Raw genomic sequence first — 24,839 nt, 5'->3', positions numbered from 1 at the left:
CTGCGCGTACGCGCGGGCCGGGCTCGGACCAAGGAGATGGGCCGGTCAGGCGATGCCGGCCTCCTTCATCTGACGCAGCTCTTTCTTCATCTCGGACACCTCGTCGCGCAGTCGGGCCGCGATCTCGAACTGGAGGTCCGCGGCGGCGGCGCGCATACGCTCCGTCAGTTCCTCGATCTGCTGGGCGAGTTCGGCCGCGGGCTGGTCGGTCGGGACCGTCTGCTTGGCCTTGGACTTGCCCTTGGCCGGCTTCGCGGCCTGCGCGGCCTTGCCCCCGAGCGACGGCACCGGCGCCTTGGTGCCCCGGCCGTCCTTCTTCGCCCGGTAACCGGTGCCGAGCAGTTGCTCGGTGTCGACGTCCTCGCGGGCGATCTGCGCGACGATGTCGTTGATCTTCTTGCGCAGCGGCTGCGGGTCGATGCCGTTCGCCTTGTTGTACGCGACCTGCTTCTCACGGCGGCGGTTGGTCTCGTCGATGGCCTTCTCCATCGCCGGCGTGATCTTGTCCGCGTACATATGGACCTCGCCGGAGACATTGCGCGCCGCGCGGCCGATGGTCTGGATGAGGGACGTGCCGGAGCGCAGGAAGCCCTCCTTGTCCGCGTCGAGGATCGCCACCAGGGACACCTCGGGCAGGTCGAGACCCTCGCGCAGCAGGTTGATGCCGACGAGGACGTCGAACTCGCCGGCGCGCAGCTCGCGCAGCAGCTCGACGCGGCGCAGGGTGTCGACGTCGCTGTGCAGGTAGCGCACCTGGATGCCGAGCTCCAGGAAGTAGTCCGTGAGGTCCTCGGCCATCTTCTTGGTGAGGGTCGTGACCAGGACGCGCTCGTCCTTCTCGACGCGGCCGCGGATCTCGTGGACCAGGTCGTCGATCTGGCCCTCGGTGGGCTTGACGACGACCTGCGGGTCGACGAGGCCGGTGGGGCGGATGATCTGCTCGACCGGGCCGTCGGAGCGGGAGAGCTCGTAGGTGCCGGGGGTGGCCGACAGGTAGACCGTCTGACCGATGCGCTCCTGGAACTCCTCCCACTTCAGCGGGCGGTTGTCGAGGGCCGAGGGCAGGCGGAAGCCGTGGTCGACGAGGGTGCGCTTGCGGGAGGCGTCGCCCTCGTACATGGCTCCGATCTGCGGCACCGTGACGTGCGACTCGTCGATGACGAGCAGGAAGTCGTCGGGGAAGTAGTCCAGCAGCGTGTTCGGCGGGGAGCCGGGCTCACGGCCGTCGAAGTGCATCGAGTAGTTCTCGACGCCGGAGCAGGTGCCGATCTGGCGGAGCATCTCCAGGTCGTACGTGGTGCGCATGCGCAGCCGCTGGGCCTCCAGCAGCTTGCCCTGCTTCTCCAGGTCGGCGAGGCGCCCGCCGAGCTCCTTCTCGATGTCGTTGACGGCGCGCTCCATGCGCTCCGGGCCCGCGACGTAGTGGGAGGCCGGGAACACGTACAGCTGCTGGTCGTCGCTGATGATCTCGCCGGTGAGCGGGTGCAGCGTGGACAGCGCCTCGATCTCGTCGCCGAACATCTCGATGCGCACGGCGAGCTCCTCGTAGACCGGGAAGATCTCGATGGTGTCGCCGCGGACCCGGAAGGTGCCCCGGGTGAACGCCAGGTCGTTGCGGGTGTACTGGATGTCGACGAAGCGGCGCAGCAGCTCGTCCCGGTCGATCTCCTCGCCGACCCTGAGGGGGACCATGCGGTCCACGTACTCCTGCGGTGTGCCGAGGCCGTAGATGCAGGAGACCGAGGCGACCACGACGACGTCGCGGCGGGTGAGCAGCGAGTTGGTCGCGGAGTGCCGCAGACGCTCGACCTCCTCGTTGATCGAGGAGTCCTTCTCGATGTAGGTGTCCGACTGCGGGACGTACGCCTCGGGCTGGTAGTAGTCGTAGTACGAGACGAAGTACTCGACGGCGTTGTTCGGCAGTAGTTCGCGGAACTCGTTCGCCAGCTGGGCGGCCAGCGTCTTGTTCGGCGCCATGACCAGGGTGGGGCGCTGGAGCTTCTCGATCATCCACGCGGTGGTCGCGGACTTGCCGGTGCCGGTCGCGCCGAGCAGGACGACGTCCTTCTCGCCGGCCTGGATGCGCCGGGCGAGCTCGGCGATGGCCGCGGGCTGGTCGCCGTTGGGCTGGTAGGGGCTGACGACCTCGAAAGGCGCCACCGTGCGTTCAATGCTGGAAACGGGCCGCATGGAATCAACCGTACGACCCTCCGCTGACAACGCGGTCCGGTCAGTGGTTCTGCGGGGCCCTGGCAGGTCGCCGGACGGTCCGGCGGACGGTCTGGGGCGGGCGACGGAGCTGGCGCGGGACGGTGGCGTGGGCGGGCACGCCGGGCTTCTCCTCGGCGGGCGGTTTCTCGGGCTGTCCCAGGACCGTCTTCGGTCCGAAGATCATGATCGCTCCGGCAAGGAGCAGGAAGGCGAGCGGGCCGACCAGCATCGGCGCGAGCAGGGAGGCGGGTGAGTCGCCCGCCGTGGCGGCTCCCGCGCCGTGCAGGTGGACGCTGAGGGCGGCCATGCCGGTGTAGTGCATGCCGCTGGCGGCGAGGCCCATGATCAGGCTGGCGCCGACGCTCCAGAGCACTCCCCTGACCTGGCCGGCGGCCCAGAGGGCGGCGGTGGCGGCGAGCATCGCTATCGCGACGGAGGCGGCGACGGTGAGCGTGTTGTACTCCAGCCTGCCGTCGAGGCGCATGCCCGCCATGCCGAGGTAGTGCATGGAGGCGATGCCCAGGCCGGTGATGGTGCCGCCGGTGAACAGGGCCGTCCCGCGCGCGCCGCGGCTGCCGACGATGAAGATGCCGATGCCCACCATCACGATGGCGACGGCGAGGCTCGCGAACGTCATCGGTTTGTCGTAGTGGATCGGCGTCTCATCGACCGTGAAGCCCATCATCGCGATGAAGTGCATGGTCCAGATGCCGGACCCGATGGCCACCGAGCCGAGGGCGAGCCAGGCGGGGCGCCGGGAGCGCGCGACCAGCATCGCCCTGGTGGTACAGCGCAACCCGAGCGCGCCTCCGAGGCAGGCCATGAGGTAGGCCACCAGCGGTGTGACGATCCCGTAGCTGAAACCGTCGACCGTCCCCTGCATACGCGGCTGCCCTTCCGCCTGTTTACATCTCGGAATGTTCGATCGTGCGTCCCCTCCCGGGACCGCCCGCGCGGGCCAGGGTTGAGGCAGAGAGTAACCCCCACCGCAAGGCTCGAACGATTCTCCTGCAAAGAATCACGGGCTTGCCCCAGTTGTGCGGCACGAGTGAGCGGACGGGGCAACTCCGGGCGCCCTGCGGCCGACCCGTCCTGCTTCGTCGTTGACCCTGTGCTGTCAGAGTTGAACCGACCGTGATCTCCGACACGAGGAGTACGTATGCACGCGCGCGCTGTTGCCGCCACGACGGCCGCACTGCTGGGAACGGCCGCCCTGCTGTTTCCCGCTCCCGCCGCCGGCGCGGGCGTCCGGACCGAGCGGCCGACGGTCATCGCCCACCGAGGGGCCTCCTCCTGTGCGCCCGAGAACACTCTGGCCGCCGTCGACAAGGCCGCCGGCCTCGGCATCGAGTGGGTCGAGAACGACGTGCAGCGCACCAAGGACGGCGAGCTGGTCGTGATCCACGACGACAACCTGAAGCGCACGACGGACGTCGAGGAGGTCTTTCCCGGCCGCTCCCCGTGGAAGGTGAAGGACTTCACCGCGGCGGAGATCGCCCGGCTGGACGCGGGCAGCTGGTTCGGGCCCGAGTTCGCGGGCGCGCGCGTACCGACCCTCCGGCAGTACGTGGACCGCGTGGAGTCGCACCGGCAGAAGCTGCTGCTGGAGATCAAGAACCCCGAGCTGTACCCGGACATCGAGCAACAGATCCTGAAGGTGCTCGGCGACGAGGGCTGGCTCGACGCCTCCCACCTGGCCGGCCGGCTGATCGTGCAGAGCTTCAGCGCCGACAGCGTCCGGGCCGTCCACGAGCTGCAGCCGGCGGTGAGGACTGGCTTCCTCGGCACGCCGTCGGTGGCGGACCTGTCGCGGTACGCGGTCTTCGCCGACCAGATCAACCCGTCGTACACCACGGTCTCCCCCGGCTACGTCTCCTCCGTCCACGAGTTCGACGGACCGCACGGCGGGCCGCTGGAGGTGTTCACCTGGACCGTGAACGACGCGGACACGGCCCGGCAGGTCGCCGGGTACGGGGTCGACGGCATCATCAGCAACAGCCCGGACGTCGTGCGGAACGCGTTCCCGGCGGGCTGAGCGGCACTCCGGGGCACGTTGTCGGTGGCGGCCCGTACGGTGAGCACATGGACAGCCACGGGCAGGACGAGCAGCGGGTGGTGTGGGCCGTGGTCGGCACCGCCATCGGTCCGCTGATGCTGGCCGCCACACGGGACGGCCTGGTCAGCGTCGTGTTCCACGCCACGCCGGAGATACGCGAGAAGGCACTGGAGCGGCTGGCCGCGCGGCTCGGCGCCGATCCGGTCGAGGACCCCGGGTCCGCCCTGCTCGCCGAGCCGATACGTCAGATGGACGAGTACTTCGCGGGGACGCGCAAGGACTTCGAGCTGCCGCTGGACTGGTCGCTGATCTCGGGCTTCAACCGGCAGGTCCTGCGCGAGCTGGCCTCCACGGTGCCGTTCGGGGCGGTCGTCGGGTACGGCGACCTGGCGGGGCGGGTCGGGCAGCCGGGCGCGGCCCAGGCGGTCGGCATGGCGATGGGCGCCAATCCGCTGCCGGTCGTGGTGCCGTGCCACCGGGTCGTGGAGAGCGGCGGCGGCATCGGGGGCTTCGGAGGCGGTCTGGAGACCAAGCGGAAGCTGCTCGCGCTGGAAGGGGTCCTGCCCGAGCCGCTGTTCTGACCGGCCGCGGTGTCCGAGCGGCGTCCGCCAGGGGACCGGCCGGACGCAGTCGGGTTGGGCCCGCGCATCAGAGGGGGAGACTGCGCCCGTGACGACGACATTTTTCACCCGCCCGTACGCGGCCGGTCCGGTGTGTCGCCTTGCGCCGTCCGGCTGGCCGTACGCCGGGCCCGGGCAGGCGTCATGACGAGTGTGGAGCGCCGGACGGCCGTGCCGGCGACGCCCCAGGACCTCGAGGCGCTGCGGCGCCGGACGTCGGCCGTGCTGATCGCGACGCAGATCCTGGGCGGCCTCGGGGTCGCCACCGGCATCGCGCTCGCCGCGGTCCTGGCCAAGGAGGTCAGCGGCACCGAGTCGCTGTCGGGGCTCGCGCCCACAGCGACCGTCGCGGGCACAGCGGTGCTGTCGATGCCGCTCGCCGCGCTGATGACCGCGCGGGGGCGCCGTCCGGGACTCGTCCTGGCCTATCTGATCGGCGCCCTGGGTGCCGGGGTCAGCGTGGTCGCGGCCCGGGCCGGGAGCTTCCCGCTGCTCCTGTGCGGGCTGGCGGCGTTCGGCGCGGCCTCGTCGGCGAACCTTCAGGCCCGCTTCGCGGCCGCCGACCTGGCCGAGCCCGAGCAGCGCGCGCGTGCCATCTCGATGGTCGTGTGGGCGACCACCATCGGCGCTGTGATCGGGCCGAACATCGCGGCCCCCGCCGGCCGCAGCGTCACCGGCCTCGGGATACCCGCGGCGGCGGGTCCGTTCCTGTGGGCGGCGGGGATCTTCCTGCTGTCCGCGGTGGTCGTGGCCGTACTGCTGCGCCCGGACCCGCTGCTGACGGCCCGTGCCCTCGCGCCCGCCGAGGAGCGGACACCCGCGGGGCGCTCCCTGCGCGCGGGGGTGGCCGCCGTGGCCGCCTCGCCGCGGGCCCGGCTGGCGGTCGTGGCGGTCGCGGTGGCGCACACCGCGATGGTGTCGGTGATGTCGATGACCCCGGTCGACCTGGAGCATCACGGCGCCGGCATCGAGCTGATCGGGCTGGTCATCAGCGGGCACATCGCGGGCATGTACGCCTTCGCCCCGCTGATGGGCCGGCTGTCGGACCGGCTGGGCAGGCTGTCCGGGATCGGGCTGGCGGTGGGGCTGCTGGCGTGCGCGGTGTTCCTCGCCGGCACGGCGGGCGGCCGGCACGGGCAGACGGCGGCCGGTCTGTTCGTGCTGGGTCTCGGCTGGTCCGCGGCCCTGGTCTCGGGTTCGGCACTGTTCACGGACTCGGTGCCGCAGGCCGCGCGAGCGGCCGCTCAGGGCCTGTCGGACCTCGTGATGAACGCCTCGGCCGGCGTCGGTGGGGCGGCCGCGGGACTCGTCGTCGCCACGGCCGGCTACGCGTGGCTGAACTTCCTCGCCGCCTGTCTGCTGCTGCCGCTGGCGGCGCTGGCCCTGTTCACCCGGAGCGGACGGGCGGGAGCCGTCGCGGGCGACTGAAGGCGGCACCCGCCGTCGAACAGGGCCTTTTCCATGGCGCCATGGACCGCTGCGGCCGGTGGCCGCGCGACGGCAGTCCACATCGCGAAGGCGGTCAACGCCACCTGGTCGTCCTGGAGGACGCACCGGCCGGCTACGCCGCGTTCGATCGGGGCGCCGGCCGCAAGGGCGTGCTCGACCCGCACGGGGCGCCGGGCGAGTGCGGCCGGTCCCATGCCGGAGCCGTGCGGGAGGGGGCCGCGCGCGTGGCCTCCTCCCACGGTCGCCGGTCAGTCGTAGTGCCGGGCCTCGAACACGTTGCCGTCGGGGTCGCGGAAGTAGAAGCTGCGCGTTGCGTTCCCGCGGGCGCCGAAGGAGTCGCGCGCGACGTCCGACACCGGTGTGCCGCCCTCCTCCAAGCGGGCGCGCAGGGTGTCGAAGTCCTCGCCGGGCAGCGCGAGGCAGACGTGATGGACGGGGTGGCCGGCGCTCTCCGCGGCGCCGGGCAGCATCTTCATCCGCTCGGCCATGGTGAGCGGCATGAGGTCGATGATCGTCTCGTCGTTGAGGCGGACGGAGGGGAACGGCACCGTCCCTTCGGTGAACTCGGTGAGCCGGACGGGCTCCATGCCGACTGTCTTCTCGTAGAAGCCGGCGGCCGCCACCGGGTCACGGACCCACAGGACGACATGGTCGAGACGTGCGGTGTTGTCCTTCATGCGCTCCAGGCTGGTGTCGTCCCCCACAGGCCGCAAGGGTTTGACCGGGCGCGTGTGTCGCCAGGGATGAGGGAGTACCGACAGACAGGAGGCAGTCGCGTGGTTCTGGTGGTGTCGGAGGAAGTACGGGACGCGGTCGACGCGCGTCGCCCGGTGGTGGCGCTGGAATCCACGATCATCGCGCACGGGCTGCCCCGTCCGCGCAACCTCCAGGTGGCGCTGGAACTGGAGGACCTCGTACGGCGGGAGGGCGCGGTCCCCGCGACGATCGCCGTACTGGACGGACGGCCGCACGTCGGCCTCGACAAGCAGCAGTTGGAGCGGATCGCCAACGAGGACGGCATCCGGAAGCTGGGGCACCGGGATCTGCCGCTCGCGGTGGCGGCCGGGGCGAGCGGTGCGACGACGGTGTCGGCGACGGCCCAGCTGGCGGCGCTGGCCGGTGTGCGGGTGTTCGCGACGGGCGGTCTGGGCGGCGTGCACCGGGAGTGGACGGTGACGCAGGACGAGTCGGCCGACCTGGGGCTGCTGGCACGGACCCGTGTCACGGTGGTGTGCGCGGGCGTGAAGTCGATCCTGGACGTCCCGGCCACCCTGCAGCGGCTGGAGACCCTGGGGGTGGCGGTGGCGGGCTACGGCACCGAGCGCTTCCCGGGCTTCTACCTGTCCGACTCGGGACACCCGGTGGACTGGACGCTGCGCTCGCCGCGTGAGGTGGCCGAGGTGATGCGTGCTCAGGACGACCTCGGCGGGCCCGCGTCGGCGCTGATCGTCGCCAACCCGGTGCCGGAGGAGGAACAGCTCGATCCCGGGCTGCACGCGCGTGTGCTGGCCGATGCGCTGCACGCGTGCGAGGAGCGCGGCGTGACCGGCCAGGCCGTCACCCCGTTCCTGCTGGACCATCTGGTACGGCACACCGACGGCGCTTCTCTGAGCGCCAACCTCGCGGCGGTGCGCGGCAACGTACGGCTCGCCGGGCGGATCGCGGCGGCCTGGACCGGGGTGTGAGCGCGGCGGAAACGGCGCGCGACCCGGCGCCCGCGCCGGGCGCACTCCTGGTCGTCGGGGACGTGGTGACGGACGTCGTCGCCCGCCATCACGGGCCGCTCGCCTCCGGCACGGACACGGTGGCGGCCATCCGGACCGTGCCCGGCGGCGCGGGCGCCAACGTGGCCTGCTGGGCGGCGTACCGGGGCTGCGCGGACGTACGGCTGCTCGGCCGGGTCGGGGCGGACTCGGCGGCCTGGCACGAGCGGGAGCTGGCGGCCGGCGGGGTACGGCCGCTGCTCGTCGTCGACCCGCGGGCACCGACCGGGACGGTGATCTGCCTGGTCGACGGCGGTGCCGCCGCCGAGCGGACGTTCCTCACGGACAGCGGCGCGTCCCTGCGGCTGGATCCCGGGGACTGGTCGGAGCAACTGCTCGACGGAGTGGGCCATCTGCATCTGTCGGGGTATCTGCTGTTCTCGGAGCCGAGCCGGGCACTGGTGACGGCGGCTCTGCGGTCGGCACGCGCGCGGGGCGTGCGGGTGAGTCTGGACCCGGCGTCGGCCGGGTTCCTGGTGCGCCTGGGCGTCGACCGCTTCCTGGAGGCGGTGGCGGGAGTGGACGTCCTGCTGCCCAGCCAGGACGAGGCACGCCTGCTCACGGGGGCGGCCGACGCGGCGCGGGCCGCGGCCGAACTGAGCCGCCGGGTGCCGCTGGTGGTCGCCAAGCAGGGTGTGGACGGGGCGCTGGTGGCCCGGGACGGGACCGTGAGCGCCCGTGTTCCGGCCGAACCGGCGGTGGCGCGGGACACGACCGGGGCGGGGGACGCCTTCACGGGCGCCTTCCTGGCCGCATTGCTCAGGGGCGCCGGCCCCGAGGAGGCGGCGCGGGAGGGGTGCCGGGCCGGTGCGCTGGCCGTGGGACGGGTGGGCGGCAGACCCCCTCGGTGACGTGAGGTCCGGCGGCGCGGGTCAGCCGCCGTTGTCCTCCGGCGCCTTGCGTCCCCACGCCGAGATCATCGGGGCGGTGGCCAGATCCATGCCGCCGGCGGCCACGTTCGCGAGGTGGCGGTCGATCTCCTCGTCGGTGGCGATGCCTTCGGCGACCAGCCGGTCGCGGATCTGCCGGACGGTGGCGGACTCCAGCGTGGCGCAGGCGGCCGAGGAGAGCGGGAAGTACGCGTCGGCCTCCACCCGCCGCAGCCCGGCCTCGCGCAGCAGGCGCGGCAGCCGGCGGCCGTAGGAGAGGTCGGCGCCGCGCTCGGCGAGCAGCGTGCGGAAGCCGTGGCGCAACCGGTTCGCGAGCTGCTGCCCGGGGCCGTGGTCCTCGGGGCAGAGCAGGGGCTGCAGGGCCGGGTCGGCGTCCTCGATCAGCAGGCGGCCGCCGGGGCGCAGGGCGCCGATCATCGACTTCAACGCCTTTTCCCGGTCGGGCACATGGACGAGGACGAGCCGGGCGTGCACCAGGTCGAAGTCGCGTCCCGGGGCTTCGTCGGCGGCGACGTCGTGGACGCGCACCTCGACCGGCGGGCGGGCGGCGGGGGTGAGCCGGGAGGTGTCGATGTCGGTGGCGACGACGCGCCCGGTGGGGCCGACCTTCTTGGCCAGCCAGGACACCACCGAGGTGCCTCCGGCGCCCACCTCCCAGCAGCGCCAGCCGGGGCCGGTGCCGAGCCGTTCGAGGTGCCGGAACGTCGTGGGGTCGAAGAGTGCGGCGAAGGCGTCGAAGCGCTCGGCTGCCTCGGCCTGCCGGTTGTCGAGGAGGTATCCGTCGGTTCGCGTCATGGGCCGATCATCCCAGTTGCCGCCCTTGTCCGAAGAGGGCGACGCTCGGCCCCGACGCCCCGAATTTCCTCTTCCCCACCCCGCCTCGATACGGGTGCGCTCGCGTCGTCCACAGGCGGGAACCAACCGGAATGCGCTGCTCCCACAGGCTTACCCGCGTCTCACCCCCACCTGGCAGACTGACGGGCCACGACGCACTCCGCGGCGAGAACACGGCGGGGCGGCCGTCGAGATGACCCGCGCAGGAGATCCGACGCAGGGAGATCCAGATGTCCATGGCAGGGAATCTGCGCAAGGTCACCGGCCTTTCGAAGGTCGGCGGCCTGCGCAAGGTGGCACGGCTGGCTGGTCGGCGCCCCCGCGTCGACCTGAGCCATCCGGCCAGATCCCCGCTGGGCTCCTCGGTGGTGAACTGCGTGACCTACCAGGACGGTGCGCGCGTCCCGGACAGCGGTGACGTGGCCGACGCCCTGCAGCGGGTACGCAGGCGCGGCGGCGGCTTCGTCTGGCTGGGGCTCCACGAGCCCACGGACGAGGAGTTCGCCGGCATCGCGGAGCTGTTCGCCCTGCATCCGCTGGCGGTCGAGGACGCGGTGGAGGCGCATCAGCGGCCGAAGCTGGAGCGGTACGACGACACGCTGTTCGCCGTGTTCAAGACGGTCTGCTACGTCGAGCACGAGGAGCTCACGTCGACCAGCGAGGTGGTGGACACCGGCGAGATCATGGTGTTCACCGGCCATGACTTCGTGATCACCGTGCGGCACGGACGGCACGGCTCGCTCGGTCCGTTGCGCGAGGAGCTGGAGTCGGACGCCGAGCAGCTCGCCAAGGGGCCGGCCGTGGTGCTGCACGCGATCGCGGACCATGTCGTGGACGACTATCTGAGCGTCATCGACTCGGTGCAGGAGGACATCGACGAGGTCGAGACGGACGTCTTCGCGGAGAACGGCGCACGGGCCGACCCGGGCCAGATCTACCAGCTCAAGCGTGAACTCCTCGAACTGAAGCGGGCCGTGGTGCCGCTCAGCCGTCCGCTGGAGGAACTGGCCACCGTGCCGATCCGTGTGGTGCCCCCGGAGATACAGGCGTACTTCCGCGATGTCTCCGACCATCTGCTGCGGGCAAAGGAGCAGCTGTTCGCCTTCGACGAACTGCTGAACTCGATCCTGCAGGCACATCTGGCGCAGGTCACCGTCGCCCAGAACGAGGACATGCGCAAGATCACGGCGTGGGCCGCGATCATCGCCGTGCCGACGATGGTGTGCGGGGTGTACGGGATGAACTTCGAGCACATGCCGGAGCTGCGGTGGACCTTCGGCTACCCGCTCGTGCTGGTCGTCATATCCGTCGCGTGCGTGGTCCTGTACCGCGGCTTCCGGCGCAACGGCTGGCTCTGAGCCGCGGCACGCCCCCGCCCGGCGCGGACGGCCGGGCAGCGGCGTCCGGGAGGTGACCCCGTCGGCCGGCTGTCAGCGCGTCACCGTCTCCCCGCTGCGGGCGTAGACGCCCTCGGCCCAGTGGCCGACGTCGCTCTCGGGCAGGTTCCGGGCCAGGTCTGCCTCGCTGATCATGCCGACGAGGCGCTTGTCCTCGATGACCGGGAGCCGGCGGATCTGGTGGGCCGTCATCTCGCGGAGGACGTCGCTGATGTCGGCGTCCGACGGGATCCAGCGCGGGGTCCCCTGGGCCATCTCGCCGGCCGTGACCTTGCTCGGATCGTGCCCCATGGCCACACAGCCGACGACGATGTCGCGGTCGGTGAGGATGCCGCAGAGCCGTTCGTCGTGGTCGCTGATGGGCAGGGCTCCGACGCCCAGGTCGCGCATCAACTGGGCGGCCCGGTCCAGGGTCTCGTGAGCCGGGATCCACTGGGCACCGCGGTGCATGATGTCTCGGGCAGTGGTCATGGGTTACCTCCCGTCGTCGGACGGCCGGTGCGGCGCGGGACGCACCGTGTCCCGGCGGAGTCAATTCTCTCCAGGCCCGGAGACCCACGCACCCGGAGCGCCCGGCGCCGCTTCCGGGGCGGCGGCGGGGAAGCGCGGTCAGCCGTTCCAGGCGGGGTGACGGGGGTCGTCGGCGCGGACCAGGACGTCGGCCGTGCCCGCCGGGTCCGTCTCGTGGTCGTAGCGCTCGAAGGCCGGCAGGGTCCACTGGTCGGCCTCGGGGGTGCGGCGGCGCAGTGCGCCGGGTGAGAGGAGGACGTGGACGGTCAGGTCGAAGGGGAACCAGTGCCGCAGGAGGAGGGGTCCGTGGAGCAGCAGCACGCCGCCGGGTGGCAGCCGGGTGTAGGCGCTGCGGGTCGCCCGGTCGGTGACCGGGTCCCACAGGTCGGGCAGCACACGGCCGTCGCCGCCGGGTTCGAGGGGGCCGAAGACCTCGCGCCACAGGGCACCGGTGTCGAACCACCCGTCGTAGTAGGCGTCCAGGTCCTGGTGCCCGTACTCCAGGCGGATCGAGGCGGGCCGCAGAAAGCCCTCCACGCCGACGGTGAGGGCGGGGCGGCCGCGGACGCGCAGCGCCTGGGCGACCCGCTCGGCCAGCTCCCCCGGTCGGGCCGCCGGGGCGCCGTCGAGGGCCACCCGCGGCCAGGCGCCGCCGTCGGCCGGCTTGAGGTCGAGAAGCCGTTCGGCCAGCCGGTCGGCGAGCCGCTCCCAGGTGATCGCTTCGAGTCGCACAGGGCCCATGATGCGGCAGCCGGCGACCGCGGGGCCTGGCACCCCGACGCCGTGGGGCGCGTGGTGGGCCGGGACGTTCCTCGGCCGTGCGTGCAGGGGATGAACCGGGCATGGCACCCTCGGCCACCCCCTCGTCAGGCACCGGTCCGCTCGTCGTGCAGCCTCTCAGGAGGCGGCACTGCGCGGTGTGCGGTGCGGGGCCGTTGCGGATGCTCGTACTGGAGGACGGGGCGCCGTGGTGCCTCGACTGTGCCGACCTCGGGCACCTGGTGTTCCTGGCGCGCGGCGACACCGCGTTGACACGCCGGTCGCGGGAGGAGAGCGGGCTGTCGGCGGTGGTCGTCCGGTTCAACCGGCGCAAGGGGCGGTACGAGCGGCAGGGCGTCCTGGTCGAGGAGGCGGGGCTCGCCCGGGCGGAACTGCGTTGCCTGGCGGACGCGGAGGCCCGGCGGCGGCGGAGGGCGCGGGACGCACGGCGGCGCGAGCGGGAGGACGCGCGGTTCGCGGACGCCTTCGCGGCGGAGATACGACGGTTGTTCCCCGGGTGCCCACCGGACCGGGCGCGGGACATCGCCGGGCACGCGTCGGTGCGGGGCAGCGGGCGGGTGGGCCGCAGCGCGGCCGGTCGGGCGCTGTCCGAGGGCGCCGTCTCCTCAGCGGTCGCGGCGTCGGTGCGGCACCTGGACACCCCGTACGACGAGCTGCTGATGTGCGGGCTGCCACGGCACGAGGCGCGCCGGAGGATCGCGGCGACGGTGGAGACGGCCCTGCGGGGGTGGCGGAGGGAGGGGGGAGGCGGGGGTGGGGGCGGGGCCCCCGACACCGAGGGCGCGGGTCCGCCCGACCCCGCCGACACGGGCCCACCGGGCGCCGAAGACGCCGCGCCCGACGGACGTGCCGGCACAGGCGCAGGGCCGGCGCCCGGCACGGCCTACCAGGACACCGCCGCCCACCTCTGACGGGCCGACCGAATCGACGGACGCCGACCCCGACGGACGTGCCGGCACAAGCGCAGGGCCGGCGCCCGGCACGGCCTACCAGGACACCACCGCCCGCCCCTGACGGGCCGACCGAATCGACGGACGCCGAGCCCGACGGACGTGCCGGCACAGGCGCACGGCCGGCGCCCGGCACGCCGTACCGGGACACCACCGCCCACCTCTGACGGGCCGACCGGATCGACGCGACCGGCGGAGAGTCTGTCCCCGGGTGCCGTGGCATCGGTCGGCGGGGACACCGCCGGAGTTCCGCCCTCCGTGGACGCTCACGTATGTGATCGGGTCGCTGGGCCATGGGCACCGTCGTCGCACAGGTGTTTCCTGGTGGTGACCGGAGGGGCCGGGCGGGATCCCGGTGGGACACGGGTGGTGACGTTGGACATGACGGACGGGCCGTACTTCGTACTCGTCGTGAGCGGTGTGGTCGGGACCGGCCTGGTGGCGGGCGTCTTCTGCGCCTTCTCGACGTTCGTGATGCCGGCCCTCGCCGGGCTGCCCCCGGCGCAGGGCGTGGCGGCGATGAGGGCGGTCAACAGGGCCGCGCTGATGCCGGCGTTCCTGCTGCTGTTCCTGGGGTCCGCGGTGCTGTGCGCGGTGATCGCCGTGGTGACCTTCGTGCTGTGGCCGGCCGGGGTGACCGTGGAGCTGCTGCTGGGCAGCGCGCTGTATCTGTTCGGTTCGTTCGGGGTGACGGTGACGGCGAACGTGCCCCGGAACGAGGCGCTGGAGAAGCTGGAGCCGGGCACGCGGGAGGCGAGCGCGTACTGGCCGGTGTACGTGCGGGAGTGGTCGGCGTGGAACCACGTCCGCACGGTGGCCTCGGCCGCCGCGACGGTGTCGTACGCGCTGGCGCTCAGCTGATCCGCCACCCCCGGGTTGCCCCCCCCGGGTTGCCCCCCCGGGCTGCCGCCCCCGGGTTCGGGCCTGCTCACCGGCAGGACCAGGTGGCCGAGGACCCTCGGGAAAGCGCTGTCCGCCACCTGCGCACGTGCCGGGCGGGACGTATCGTGGCCGGAAGGGTGGCGCCCGACGACGCACGGCACGCAGTCGCGGCACGCAGCCGCGGCACGCAGCCGTGGCACGGGACGCGGCCCGCGGACGCGACTCACGCGCGAGGAAGACGGCCATGGCCGATCCCAAGGGTTTCCTGAACACCCCCCGCCAGGACTGGCCCCGCCGGCCGGTCGGGGAACGGGTGCGGGACTGGGACGAGGTCTACGTCCCGGGGGCGCTGCTGCCGATCATCAGCGAGCAGGCCGACCGCTGCATGGACTGCGGCATCCCCTTCTGCCACGAAGCCTGTCCGCTGGGCAACCTCATCCCCGAGTGGAACGACCTGGTCTCGCGGGAGGACTGGCGGGCCGCGGCGGACCGGCTGCACGCGACGAACAACTTCCCCGAGTTCACCGGGCGGCTGTGCCCGGCGCCCTGCGAGGCCGGGTGCGTGCTGGCGATCAACCAGCCCGCGGTCACCATCAAGAACGTCGAGTGCGCGATCGCCGACCGGGCCTGGGAGGAGGGCCTCACGCCGCCGCGCCCCCCGGACCGGCTGTCGGGGCGGACGGTCGCGGTGATCGGGTCGGGGCCCACCGGGCTCGCCGCGGCCCAGCAGCTGACCCGCGCGGGCCACACGGTCGCCGTGTACGAGAGGGACGACCGGATCGGCGGGCTGATGCGGTACGGCATTCCCGCGTTCAAGATGGAGAAGCACCATCTGGAGCGGCGGATCGAGCAGATGCGTGCCGAGGGGACCCGGTTCCGGACGTCGACGGCGGTCGGGCGGGACATCGGGGCGGCCGAGCTGAGGCAGCGCTACGACGCCGTGGTGCTCGCCACGGGGGCCACAGCCTGGCGTGAGCTGCCGGTGCCGGGGCGGGAGTTGCGTGGTGTCGAGCAGGCGATGGCGTATCTGCCGCTGGCGAACCGGGTGTGCGAGGGAGACCTGGAGACGTCCCCGATGTCGGCCGCCGGGAAGCACGTCGTCATCGTGGGCGGTGGTGACACCGGTGCCGACTGTCTCGGGACCGCCGTGCGGGAGGGACCGGCGTCCGTGACCCAGCTGGACATCTATGCCCAGCCGGGCGTGGAGCGGGATGACGACGCCGAGCCGTGGCCGACGTATCCGAAGGTCTACCGGCTGTCGGCCGCGCACGAGGAGGCGCGGGACCTGGGGTCGGCTCCGGCGGCGGACGCCGACGCCCGGCTGTTCGCCGCGTCCACGCTCCGCTTCTCCGGCGACGAGGACGGGCATGTGCGGTGGCTGCACCTGGTCGAGGTGGACGCGCTGCGCCGGCCGGTGCCCGGCACCGAACGGACGCTGCCCGCCGACCTGGTGCTGCTCGCCCTCGGGTTCTCCGGTCCGGACCGGACGGACGGGCTGGTCGACCAGCTCGGGCTGGAGATGGAGCCGCGCGGCACGATCAGCCGGGACGCAGGGTTCGCGACGAACCTGCCCGGCGTGTTCGCCGCCGGCGACGCCGCCCGGGGGCAGTCGCTCATCGTGTGGGCGATCGCCGAGGGCCGGGCGGTGGCGGCGGCCGTCGACCACTATCTGACCGGGAGTTCGCGCCTGCCGGCCCCGATATCGCCGTACGACCGGCCGATGACGGTGTAGGGGTGCGGCCGCTTACCGGCTCGTCCGGCGCCGCTCGTCCGTCCCCGCCACCTTGCCCGTCGCCAGGGCCACCCTGTTCCAGGTGTTGATGGTCATGATCAGGGCCAGGAGCCGCGCCAGTTCACCCTCGTCGAAGTGGGCCGCCGCGCGGGCGTGGACGTCGTCCGGCACGCCGCCGTCCGACACCAGGGTCACCGCATCGGTGAGGGCCAGGGCGGCCTGTTCCCGCTCGGTGAAGAAGTGCCGGGCCTCGCGCCAGACGGCGACCATGTGCAGCCGGTCCTCGCTCTCGCCGGCCTTGCGGGCGTCGTTCGTGTGCATGTGCAGGCAGTAGGCGCAGTGGTTGAGGTGCGAGGCGCGGATCTGGACGAGTTCGACGAGGGCGGGGTCGAGGCCCTCCCGGGCGGCGGCGTCGAGGCCGATGATCGCGCGGAAGACCTTGGGAGCGGCCTTGGCGAAGTCCAGGCGGGTCCGCGCGGCCTCGGCCGCGGCCACCCCCGCGTCGATGTCGGGGGTGGCCCCGCCGGCCGCTCCGCTGGAGCCCCAAGTACCGCTGCTCGTGCTGGTGTTCGTCGTCATGCGCTCCAACCTACGGCGGTCGGTGACCGGCTGTAGGGTGCAATTCCGTGGCGGAATCATGGGTCAATTCGGCCGAGCGGATCGGGGCCGACCTGCATCTGGATCTGGCGGCGCACGCCGGTGCGGGCGGCCGGCGGGCCGCGCTCGCGCGGGCGCTGCGCGAGGCGGTGCGGGCGGGGCGGCTCGCACCGGGCACCCGGCTCCCGCCGTACCGTTCGCTCGCCGCCGATCTCGGGGTCGCCCGCAACACCGTGGCGGACGCGTACGCGGAGCTGGTGGCCGAGGGCTGGCTCACCGCCCGGCAGGGCTCGGGGACCCGGGTGGCCGAGCGGACCCGCCCCGCCCGGCGGGCGGAGCGCCTGCCCCGCGGTGCCCCGGCGCGGGCCCGCGGTCCCCGGCACGACCTGCGCCAGGGCACTCCGGACGCGTCGGCGTTCCCCCGCGCGGCCTGGCTGGCCTCCTACCGGCGGGCCCTGCACCGGGCGCCGAACGAGGTCTTCGGGCCCGGCGACCCCGCCGGGCGGATCGAGCTGCGGGAGGCGCTGAGCGAGTATCTGGCCCGCGCGCGGGGTGTGCGCACCCGGCCGGACCGCATCGTGATCTGCTCCGGCTTCGCCCACGCGCTGCGGCTGCTGTTCGGGCGGGACGGCGGCGCGCCCGGCGGGGTGCTGCGCGGCCCGCTGGCCGTGGAGGCGTACGGGCTGGGGTTCCACCGGGAGCTGCTCGGCGCCGCGGGTGTGCGGACGGTGCCGCTGCCCCTCGACGAGGACGGCGCCCGCGTCGGTCTGCTGGCGCGCGAACGGGCCGTGCTGCTGACCCCGGCGCATCAGTTCCCGACCGGCGGCCCGCTGCACGCGGAGCGCCGGGCCGCCGTGACCGACTGGGCCCGCGCGCGAGGCGCGGTGGTGCTGGAGGACGACTACGACGGGGAGTTCCGCTACGACCGCAAGCCGGTGGGGGCCGTCCAGGGCCTCGACCCCGAGCAGGTGGTCTTCATCGGCTCGGTCAGCAAGAGCCTGTCCCCCGCGGTGCGGCTGGGCTGGATGGTGCTGCCCGAGCGGCTCGTCGGGGACGTGCTCGCGGCCAAGGGGGAGCGTGAGGCGTGGGCGAGCGTCCTCGACCAGCTGAGCCTCGCCGACCTCGTCGCGTCGGGGGCCTACGACCGGCATGTACGGCGGATGCGGCAGCGGTACCGGAGCCGGCGCGACCGCCTCGTGGCCGCCCTCGCCGCGCACGCGCCTCACGTCGAGGTCACCGGTGTCGCCGCCGGACTGCACGCGGTGCTGGGGCTGCCGCCCGGCACCGAGCGGTCCACGGTGAAGGCGGCGGCCTGGCAGGGCGTCGCGCTGGACGGCCTCGCCGCGTTCCGGCACCCGGCGGCGTCCCGGGCGGCCATGCCCGCCCGGGACGGCGTCGTCGTCGGCTACGCCACACCCTCGGAGCACGCCTACGAGGCCGCGCTGGAGGCCCTGTGCGGGGTGCTGCCGCCGGCACCGGACCGCGGCTGACCCGCCGGAGGGCGGCCCGGGACGCCCGTGTCGAGCGCCTTCTTCGAGCTGTTCGAGAAGCGCGCTTCCGACGTCCGGGCGGGCCAGGACGCCGGCACCCCTACGGTTTGCGCCCCACCGCCCCGTATCCGGGGATGGTCCCGTCGTCCTGTCCGGGGACGGGGTCGCCGAGTTCCGGGTGCCAGTGGTGCGGCACCCGCACCCCCGGCTCGACGAGTTCCAGTCCGTCGAAGAACCGGGTGAACTCCTCGCGGGAGCGCAGGGCCAGGGTGACGCCCGCCGCGCGGAGCTTTCCGGCGGCCACCTCCGACTCCTCGGGGGCGAAGTCGGCGGTCGCGTGCGTCATCACCAGGTGGCTGCCCGGGGGAAGTTGGGACAGCAGGCGGCCGACCAGCTCGTGCGCGCCGTCCTCGTCGGGGACGAAGTGCAGCAGCGCGATGAGCGAGAGGGCCACCGGGCGGTCGAGATCCAGCACCTTGCGGGCGCCCTCGACGATGGCGTCCGGGTCGCGTATGTCGGCCTGGAGGTACTGCGTGGCGCCCTCGTCGGTCCCGCGCAGCAGGGCCTCCGCGTGCGCCAGCACGATGGGGTCGTTGTCGCAGTAGACGACGCGCGCGTCGGGCGCGATCCGCTGCGCGACCTGGTGGAGGTTCGGCTCGGTCGGTATGCCCCTGCCGACGTCCAGGAACTGGCGCACCCCCCGCTGCGCGAGCCAGGTCACGGACCGGTGCATGAACGCGCGGTTGACCCGTGCCATGACCGGCACCCGCGGGTCCAGGGCGAGCATCTGCCGGCCCATGGCCTCGTCCACGGGGTAGTTGTCCTTCCCGCCGAGATACCAGTCGTACATCCGCGCGGGATGCGGCTTGCTCGTGTCGATCTCGGCGGGGTGCGCCCCGGTCATCGTGAGCTCCCTGAGATCCGTCGGCAGTACATCATCAACTCAGCACCAATTTAGGGGAATTGCAGGAACACAACAGGTGAGCAACGGGTCGTGCGCGACGTCAGGAGAGCAGGAAGTCCGCCTTTCCCGCCTTGGCGCCCTCGATGAACGCCGTCATCTCGTCCGTCGAGTAGATCAGCGCCGGCCCGTCCGGGTCGGTGGACTGCCGGACGGCGATGCGTCCGTCGGCGAGCTTCATCGCCTCCAGGCAGTTGCCGCCGTTGCCTCCGCTCCAGGGTTTGTGCCAGCCCTCGGTGCCCAAGTCCCGCGCGGGCATGCCGTTGTAGACGGGTATGCGCGGCTTGATGCGATCCATTCACAGCTCCTTGCGGAGATCCCGCAGGATCTCCTTCGTACGTTGTGCCGTAGCGGCCTGTGCCGCCATGCGGTCCATGACCTCGAGGTGGGTCGCCACCTCGTTGCGCGCGTCGAGGTAGACCGCGCCGGTCAGGTACTCGCTGTAGACCATGTCCGGGAGTTCCGGCATGGCGAATCGGAACAGCACGAAGGGCCCGAACGTGCCGGGATGCACCCCGTTGGCGAACGGGGCGATCTGCAGCGTCACGTTGGGCAGCTTCGTGGCGTCGAGCAGTCTGTCGATCTGGTCGCGCATCACCTCCGGGCCGCCGACGTGGCGGCGCAGCACGGTCTCGTCCATGACGGCCCAGATCCGGGGCGCGTCCTCGCGGGTGAGCAGACGCTGGCGCCGCATCCTGAGGGCGACGTGGCGCTCGATGTCGTCGGGGCTGGTCTGGCCGATGGCGCCCGAGCGCAGCACACCGCGCGCGTAGTCCTCGGTCTGGAGCAGCCCGGGGACGAAGTGCGGTTCGTAGGACCGGATGAGTGCCGCCGCCCCCTCCAGGCTGACGTACATGGAGAACCAGCCCGGCAGGATGTCGTGGAACCGCTGCCACCAGCCGGGCTTGTTCGCCTCCTCGGCGAGGTGCACGAAGGCCTCGGCCTCGGCGTCGGAGATGCCGTACGCCTTCAGCAGCAGCTGGAGGTACGGGATCTTGAGGGAGACCTCGGCCATCTCCATACGGCGGACCGTCGCGGGCGCGACCCGCAGGATGCGGGCGGCCTCCTCCCGCTTGAGACCGGCGCTTTCGCGCAGGTCGAGCAGGCGCCGGCCGAGAACGACCTGGCCCACCGTCGGTGCGGACCGCGGCTCGCTCACGTCCACCTCCAGACACGGGTCGGCCCGTGAGGGCCGGCTCATCTACGACTGACCGACTCGGCCCCGCCGACGGGAGCGGGCCCGCCGCACGGGGGCGGGGGTGCTGGTCGCCGACAGGACGACGGCGCCATTCGAAGATCCGTTCGAAGATCCGGAGGGGTCTTCGGTGATCCCAATTGGCGCCGCTCGACTTGCTGTTGCGAGCAGTGTGCCATGGCCTTCCAGAGAGTCATACGGCACTCTGCAATTTTCAGAGTGACACTTGCCAAGTGTTCACGGCGGGGCGATAGTGGCAAGCGTGATTCCGTCCCCGCCCTTAGGAACAGACGCCACTGTGGTCCCCCACGGTCCCGGTGCGGACGGGGCTTCTCCCACCCGACCGGTCTCCGCCGCGGGGAAGGGAGTCGGCCCCCAGCGCAGGGCCGGGGAGCGCCGGTTCCGGTTCGAACTGGCCGCGCACCCGGGTTCGGCCGCCCAGGCCAGACGCCTGACCGCGGCACGGCTGAGCGTGTGGTCGGTGTGCGAGGACACCTGCGAGACGGCGGCCCTGGTCGTGTCGGAGCTGGTCACCAACGCGATCGTGCACACCGCCAGCGAGCACATCGTGTGCGAGCTGCACGACGGCGCCGCCCTCGTCCGCATAGCCGTGCGCGACGAGGGGTGCGCGGCGGGTGAGCCCCACTCGTCGCCCGCGCGTCAGGAGGAGGAGCACGGCAGGGGGCTGCTCCTCATAGACGCGCTCTGCCATGCGTGGGGGGCTCACGAACACGGTTCCGGGCTGGTCGTGTGGGCCGAACTGCCGCGCACCGCGGCCGGCGCCCCGGCGGCCGACGAGGAACCGCGAGGCGACCTCGGCTGGGGATCGCGGCCCAAGCCGGGACCGGCCGGCGGGTCGGACGACGAGGACGACGCCCGGGGACGCCACGACGGGACGGGAACGGGGGCCGCATGGCTGTGATCGGTCTGTCCGGCGGCGGTCAGGCGCTGAGCCTGGACTCGCTGGTCCGCTTCCGCCGCGGCATGCGCACGACGGCCGCGCCCCGGCGCCTTCTCCTCCCGCAGGGCATGACGGCTCCGCTGGGGTGCGACGCGGTCGCGGTTCCCGCCCGCATCGGCCCCCTGGTGCTGCCCCGGCTGCCGCGCGTGGGGTGCGTGTACGCCGACGAGTCGCACTGGTGGTGGATCGTCCCCTCGGACTCGGACTACGCCCTGGAGTGGCCGGAGTCCGTCCGCTACTCGACGGGAGCGCTCGTCCCCGACACGCCGCGGCTGATCCATCTGCCGGACGGCACGGTGCCGTACACGCCGCCGATCCCGCTGTATCTGGCGCTGTGCCGGGTGATCGGCACGACACCGAGCTGGTCCCGCCAGCTCAGCGCGTGAGCCCACCGGGTTCCGAACCGCACCGGGCCGGCCCGCTCCCGGGGCGTACCCCCACCGGGACGCCGCCGCCCGTACGCCCGCGCGCATCCGCCCGTCCGGCCCGCGCCCTGCCGCCGCACGCGTCCGCCCCGCCATAGTGGGCCCTCCGTCGCGACGGGTCCGGGGGAGGGCGTGAGGTGGGGAAGAAGCACGGCGGTGAGGACTCCGGGGTGTCGGAGTCGGAGCGGCTGCTGTTCGGCGGACCGCTGCGTTACGACACGGGATGGAGCCAGCACCACAACGCTTTCCTGGAGCTGAACCTGCGGGCCATGGTGCGGCGGCTGCCGTCACTGCTGGCCACCAGCTTCCGGCTCGCCTGGCAGGCCGACCGGCGGGCCGCCCGCACCGTGCTGGTCGCGGAGATCGCGCGGGGCCTCGCCCAGGCCGTCGCGCTGCTGGCCGTCAACAGCGTGCTGGGGCGGCTCATCGGCGGCGGGGCCATCGACGAGCGGCTGCGGGACGCCGCTCCCGCGCTCGTCGCCATGGCCGCCGTCATGGTCGTCTCGACGCTGCTGCGCGCCGCCTCGACGTACGCCACCGGGCGGCTGGAGCCCAAGGTGGAGCGGGTGGCGACCGAGCTGTACCTGGAGCGGGCGGCGGCCGTGGAGCTGGCCGCGATCGAGGACCACGCCTTCCACAAGCTGCTGGACACCGCGCAGTACGGCGCGTCGTCCGCCCGCCGCATGATCGCGTACAGCACCCGGGTCGTGAACGCGGCGATCTCGCTGATCGCCGCCGCCGGTGTCCTCACCGTGCTGCACCCGGCGCTGCTGCCGCTGCTCGCCACCATGACGCTGCCCAGCGCCTGGAGCGCCCTGACCAACGCCCGGCGCCGCTACGAGTCCTTCCACACCTGGGTGCAGCACGCCCGCGCCGGCCAGCTGATCAGCGGGCTGCTGACCGAGCCGGCCGCCGCGCCGGAGATCCGCGTCCACGGCGTGGCGCCGTTCCTGCTGCGGCACTACCGGGCGATGTCCGAGACGGCCGAGGCGGAGCAGGCCCGGCTGGCCCGGCTGGCGGCGCGCACCGGGCTGATCGCGGCGGTCTGGACGGGGCTCGCGACCGTCGCGACCTACGCGACGCTCGGCGGGCTGCTGCTCGCCGGTGCCATGGCGCTCTCGGTGGCCGGTACGGCGGTCATCGCGATCCGGACCGGCTCCTCCAGCCTGGACAGCCTCGTCCTGGAGGTCAACGCGCTCCACGAGGAGGCCCTCTTCGTCGGTGATCTCCAGCGGCTGTACGCGGAGGCCGCCGAACGGGCGATCCCGGAGGGCGGGGAGCCGCTGCCCGAGGACCCGCGCGAGGTCCGCTTCGAGCACGTCAGCTTCTCCTACCCCGGCGAGTCGTCCCGCCCGGCCCTGGACGACGTCACGCTCACCCTGCCGCTCGGCCGGATCGTCGCGCTCGTCGGCGAGAACGGCTCGGGCAAGACGACGCTGGTCAAACTGCTCGCGGGCCTCTACACCCCGGACCGGGGCCGCATCCTGTGGGACGACGTCGACGCGTCGGCCGCCGACCGGCACCAGCTCGCCGAGCGCATCGCGATGGTGGCGCAGGACTTCAAGCGCTGGCCGTTCACAGCCCGGGTCAACGTGGCCGTCGGCCGTTCGTCCGTGCCGCTGACCGAGGAGCGGCTGGCGTCCGCGCTGGACCAGGCCGGGGCGCAGGACGTGGTGGCGGACCTGCCGCGCGGCCTGGACACCCTGCTGGCGCGCCACTTCAGCGGCGGTCACGAGCTGTCCGGCGGCCAGTGGCAGCGGCTCGGCATCGCCCGGGCCGCCTACCGGCGCGGACGCGTCCTCGTCGTGGACGAGCCGACGGCCGCCCTGGACGCCCGGGCGGAGCTGGAGGTCTTCGAGAAGATCCGCGCGCTGGCCTCGGCCGGCCAGACCGTCGTGCTGATCACGCACCGGCTGGCGTCCGTCCGCCACGCCGATCTGGTGCACGTCCTCGACCAGGGCCGGCTCGTGGAGTCCGGGACCCCGGAGGAGCTGCTGGCCACCGGTGGACTGTACGCGGAGCTGTACTCGCTCCAGGCGGAGCAGTTCACGGCCCGGGTGCCCGCGCCGGAGCCGCGCTGACCGGGCGTTCGCCCCCTCAGGCCGTGGCGTCCGCCGTCGCGTCACCGCGGACGATCACCAGGAAGGCGTCCGTCGCCAGGTCCATCACGACCTCGGCCGGCAGGCCCTCCATGCGCCGCGCGTGCGCGAACTCCTCGGCCGGCCACGATCCGCGCGGCCCGCCCGCGGGAAAGCGTTCGAGCACCGTCCGCCCGTTCACCATCCTGCACCTCCAGTGGCGTCGTACTTGTAGGAGTTAACGCCCGGGGGGTGCGGATCGCCTCGGCCGGTGACGGTACTGAGACATACTTGACACCCGTTCACCGCTGTCCGTGAACGGGTGGGCACGGTGCATCATCCGGGGCGACGGTCCGTGTCAGTCGTCGTACTCGTCGTGATAGCGGACGGGCTCGCCACCCGCGGGCGCCCCGAAGGCGGACGCGCGCCCCTTGGGCTCCTCCCACTCCTCCTGCCGGCCCAGCGCGGTGAGGTCCAGGAACCCGGTGGTCGAGCCGAGCCCGTCGAGGCCGCGCCCGTACGTCGAGTAGGTGTGGAAGACGCGGTCCCGGTCCCGCAGGAAGCAGCTCAGACCGGGCCGCTCCACCACCTCGCCGTCGCGTTCGAGGGTCACCTCGAAGTCGTGGTTGAAGCCGGTGCCGCAGGAGGAGTACCAGGGGACCGCCCAGCCCATCCGCGCCTTGAACGGCAGGATGCGGGTGAGAGGCGCCCGGGAGACGGCGGCGAAGGTCGTGCCGCGCGCGTGCAGGTGCGCGAGCTGGCCGATCTGGTCCAGGAAGGCCGAGCAGCCGCGGCAGCCCGCGTCCCACGCGGGCGCGAACATGAAGTGGTGCACGACGAGCTGATGCCGGCCCTCGAACAGGTCGAGCAGGCTGGCCTTGCCGTCGCCGCCCTCGAACACGTACTCCTCGGTGATCTCGACCATGGGCAGGGCGCGCCGCTCGGCGTTGAGCACGTCCCGCGCGCGGGCCACCGCCTTCTCCTTGACCAGCAGTTCCTCGCGTGCCGCGCGCCACCGCTCACGCGAGACGATCTCCGGAAGCGACATCGGCTCCCCT

25 protein-coding genes are annotated in these 24,839 nt (G+C 73.0%); 13 read left to right on the top strand and 12 right to left on the bottom strand.

The genetic code is table 11. The annotated features are described in order from the left end of the window. Positions 1-45: 45 nt before the first annotated feature. Both uvrB and ABZ899_RS09340 read right to left on the bottom strand, forming a co-directional pair. Positions 46-2,190 carry an excinuclease ABC subunit UvrB gene (uvrB, locus tag ABZ899_RS09345; protein ID WP_361343078.1) on the bottom strand — a complete coding sequence of 715 codons (2,145 nt, stop codon included), beginning with the start codon at positions 2,188-2,190 and terminating at the stop codon, positions 46-48. Positions 2,191-2,230: 40 nt separating this feature from the next. Next, a complete protein-coding gene (locus ABZ899_RS09340; protein ID WP_361343075.1) occupies positions 2,231-3,094 on the bottom strand; it encodes an MHYT domain-containing protein in 864 nt (287 codons plus the stop codon). Positions 3,095-3,370: 276 nt separating this feature from the next. Between ABZ899_RS09340 and ABZ899_RS09335 the strand changes: the two genes are divergently transcribed. The 3 genes from ABZ899_RS09335 to ABZ899_RS09325 all read left to right on the top strand — a co-directional run bounded on the left by ABZ899_RS09335 (position 3,371) and on the right by ABZ899_RS09325 (position 6,315). Beyond that, entirely contained in the window at positions 3,371-4,246 is an 876-nt protein-coding gene (locus tag ABZ899_RS09335) for a glycerophosphodiester phosphodiesterase family protein (RefSeq protein WP_361343072.1), read from the top strand. A gap of 47 nt (positions 4,247-4,293) precedes the next feature. Beyond that, positions 4,294-4,848 (top strand): methylated-DNA--[protein]-cysteine S-methyltransferase, encoded by a 555-nt coding sequence (locus tag ABZ899_RS09330; protein ID WP_361343069.1) that lies wholly within the window; start codon positions 4,294-4,296, stop codon positions 4,846-4,848. 183 nt (positions 4,849-5,031) lie between these two features. Continuing rightward, positions 5,032-6,315, top strand: a complete 1,284-nt coding sequence (locus tag ABZ899_RS09325) for an MFS transporter (RefSeq protein ID WP_361343066.1) — start codon at positions 5,032-5,034, stop codon at positions 6,313-6,315. 269 nt (positions 6,316-6,584) lie between these two features. On the opposite strand, the gene ABZ899_RS09320 is transcribed toward ABZ899_RS09325, so the two are convergent. Then, complete coding sequence (locus ABZ899_RS09320) at positions 6,585-7,013, bottom strand: VOC family protein (RefSeq protein WP_361343063.1); 429 nt, start codon at positions 7,011-7,013, stop codon at positions 6,585-6,587. Positions 7,014-7,112: 99 nt separating this feature from the next. Between ABZ899_RS09320 and ABZ899_RS09315 the strand changes: the two genes are divergently transcribed. Together ABZ899_RS09315 and ABZ899_RS09310 are read left to right on the top strand one after the other, a co-directional pair. Next, complete coding sequence (locus ABZ899_RS09315; RefSeq protein ID WP_361343060.1) at positions 7,113-8,021, top strand: pseudouridine-5'-phosphate glycosidase; 909 nt, start codon at positions 7,113-7,115, stop codon at positions 8,019-8,021. Further along, positions 8,018-8,950, top strand: a complete 933-nt coding sequence (locus tag ABZ899_RS09310) for a sugar kinase (RefSeq protein WP_361343057.1) — start codon at positions 8,018-8,020, stop codon at positions 8,948-8,950. The genes ABZ899_RS09315 and ABZ899_RS09310 overlap by 4 nt, the downstream gene beginning before the upstream one ends. A gap of 21 nt (positions 8,951-8,971) precedes the next feature. On the opposite strand, the gene ABZ899_RS09305 is transcribed toward ABZ899_RS09310, so the two are convergent. Beyond that, positions 8,972-9,784 (bottom strand): methyltransferase domain-containing protein, encoded by an 813-nt coding sequence (locus tag ABZ899_RS09305; RefSeq protein WP_361343055.1) that lies wholly within the window; start codon positions 9,782-9,784, stop codon positions 8,972-8,974. Positions 9,785-10,053: 269 nt separating this feature from the next. Between ABZ899_RS09305 and ABZ899_RS09300 the strand changes: the two genes are divergently transcribed. Beyond that, the gene (locus tag ABZ899_RS09300) at positions 10,054-11,181 is read left to right on the top strand and encodes a magnesium and cobalt transport protein CorA (protein WP_361343052.1); all 1,128 of its coding nucleotides are present in this window, start codon (positions 10,054-10,056) and stop codon (positions 11,179-11,181) included. Between the two features lie 72 nt (positions 11,182-11,253). Here the strand turns inward: ABZ899_RS09300 and ABZ899_RS09295 are convergent, their stop codons facing one another. Next, positions 11,254-11,691: a CBS domain-containing protein gene (locus tag ABZ899_RS09295; RefSeq protein WP_361343049.1), complete on the bottom strand. Its 438-nt coding sequence runs from the start codon at positions 11,689-11,691 to the stop codon at positions 11,254-11,256. Positions 11,692-11,829: 138 nt separating this feature from the next. Next, on the bottom strand, positions 11,830-12,462 hold the full coding sequence (locus tag ABZ899_RS09290) for a uridine kinase (RefSeq protein ID WP_361343046.1): 633 nt from the start codon (positions 12,460-12,462) through the stop codon (positions 11,830-11,832). A gap of 110 nt (positions 12,463-12,572) precedes the next feature. Here ABZ899_RS09290 and ABZ899_RS09285 point away from each other — a divergent pair, with 110 nt between their 5' ends. From ABZ899_RS09285 to ABZ899_RS09275, 3 genes are all read left to right on the top strand, one after another. Continuing rightward, complete coding sequence (locus ABZ899_RS09285) at positions 12,573-13,421, top strand: DUF2293 domain-containing protein (RefSeq protein WP_361343044.1); 849 nt, start codon at positions 12,573-12,575, stop codon at positions 13,419-13,421. Between the two features lie 420 nt (positions 13,422-13,841). After that, positions 13,842-14,321 carry an anthrone oxygenase family protein gene (locus ABZ899_RS09280; protein WP_361343041.1) on the top strand — a complete coding sequence of 160 codons (480 nt, stop codon included), beginning with the start codon at positions 13,842-13,844 and terminating at the stop codon, positions 14,319-14,321. A 265-nt stretch (positions 14,322-14,586) separates the two neighbouring features. Continuing rightward, positions 14,587-16,074, top strand: coding sequence for a glutamate synthase subunit beta (locus ABZ899_RS09275; RefSeq protein ID WP_361343038.1), 1,488 nt, complete (start codon positions 14,587-14,589; stop codon positions 16,072-16,074). A 12-nt stretch (positions 16,075-16,086) separates the two neighbouring features. Here the strand turns inward: ABZ899_RS09275 and ABZ899_RS09270 are convergent, their stop codons facing one another. After that, positions 16,087-16,653 carry a carboxymuconolactone decarboxylase family protein gene (locus ABZ899_RS09270; protein WP_361343035.1) on the bottom strand — a complete coding sequence of 189 codons (567 nt, stop codon included), beginning with the start codon at positions 16,651-16,653 and terminating at the stop codon, positions 16,087-16,089. 47 nt (positions 16,654-16,700) lie between these two features. Here ABZ899_RS09270 and ABZ899_RS09265 point away from each other — a divergent pair, with 47 nt between their 5' ends. After that, a complete protein-coding gene (locus tag ABZ899_RS09265; RefSeq protein WP_361343032.1) occupies positions 16,701-18,161 on the top strand; it encodes a PLP-dependent aminotransferase family protein in 1,461 nt (486 codons plus the stop codon). 100 nt (positions 18,162-18,261) lie between these two features. Here the strand turns inward: ABZ899_RS09265 and ABZ899_RS09260 are convergent, their stop codons facing one another. The 3 genes from ABZ899_RS09260 to ABZ899_RS09250 form a co-directional block, all read right to left on the bottom strand. After that, entirely contained in the window at positions 18,262-19,065 is an 804-nt protein-coding gene (locus tag ABZ899_RS09260; protein WP_361343029.1) for an SAM-dependent methyltransferase, read from the bottom strand. Positions 19,066-19,165: 100 nt separating this feature from the next. Then, positions 19,166-19,420 carry a DUF397 domain-containing protein gene (locus tag ABZ899_RS09255; RefSeq protein WP_361343026.1) on the bottom strand — a complete coding sequence of 85 codons (255 nt, stop codon included), beginning with the start codon at positions 19,418-19,420 and terminating at the stop codon, positions 19,166-19,168. Further along, entirely contained in the window at positions 19,421-20,281 is an 861-nt protein-coding gene (locus ABZ899_RS09250; RefSeq protein ID WP_361343022.1) for a helix-turn-helix transcriptional regulator, read from the bottom strand. A 289-nt stretch (positions 20,282-20,570) separates the two neighbouring features. On the opposite strand from ABZ899_RS09250, the gene ABZ899_RS09245 reads away from it, so the two are divergent. The 3 genes from ABZ899_RS09245 to ABZ899_RS09235 all read left to right on the top strand — a co-directional run bounded on the left by ABZ899_RS09245 (position 20,571) and on the right by ABZ899_RS09235 (position 23,784). Beyond that, on the top strand, positions 20,571-21,239 hold the full coding sequence (locus ABZ899_RS09245; RefSeq protein WP_361343019.1) for an ATP-binding protein: 669 nt from the start codon (positions 20,571-20,573) through the stop codon (positions 21,237-21,239). Further along, complete coding sequence (locus ABZ899_RS09240) at positions 21,230-21,664, top strand: hypothetical protein (protein ID WP_361343016.1); 435 nt, start codon at positions 21,230-21,232, stop codon at positions 21,662-21,664. Before ABZ899_RS09245 ends, ABZ899_RS09240 begins: the two co-directional genes overlap by 10 nt. Positions 21,665-21,840: 176 nt before the next feature. Then, positions 21,841-23,784 carry an ABC transporter ATP-binding protein gene (locus ABZ899_RS09235; protein ID WP_361343013.1) on the top strand — a complete coding sequence of 648 codons (1,944 nt, stop codon included), beginning with the start codon at positions 21,841-21,843 and terminating at the stop codon, positions 23,782-23,784. A 16-nt stretch (positions 23,785-23,800) separates the two neighbouring features. Here ABZ899_RS09235 and ABZ899_RS09230 read toward each other — a convergent pair whose 3' ends face one another. Then, positions 23,801-23,986, bottom strand: a complete 186-nt coding sequence (locus ABZ899_RS09230; protein ID WP_062674732.1) for a hypothetical protein — start codon at positions 23,984-23,986, stop codon at positions 23,801-23,803. A 153-nt stretch (positions 23,987-24,139) separates the two neighbouring features. Further along, on the bottom strand, positions 24,140-24,829 hold the full coding sequence (locus tag ABZ899_RS09225) for a DUF899 domain-containing protein (RefSeq protein ID WP_361343010.1): 690 nt from the start codon (positions 24,827-24,829) through the stop codon (positions 24,140-24,142). Positions 24,830-24,839 lie beyond the last annotated feature (10 nt).

It is taken from the genome of Streptomyces sp. NPDC046859 (genome assembly GCF_040645135.1).
Classification (GTDB): domain Bacteria; phylum Actinomycetota; class Actinomycetes; order Streptomycetales; family Streptomycetaceae; genus Streptomyces.
This window is presented reverse-complemented; position numbering and strand designations above follow the sequence as displayed.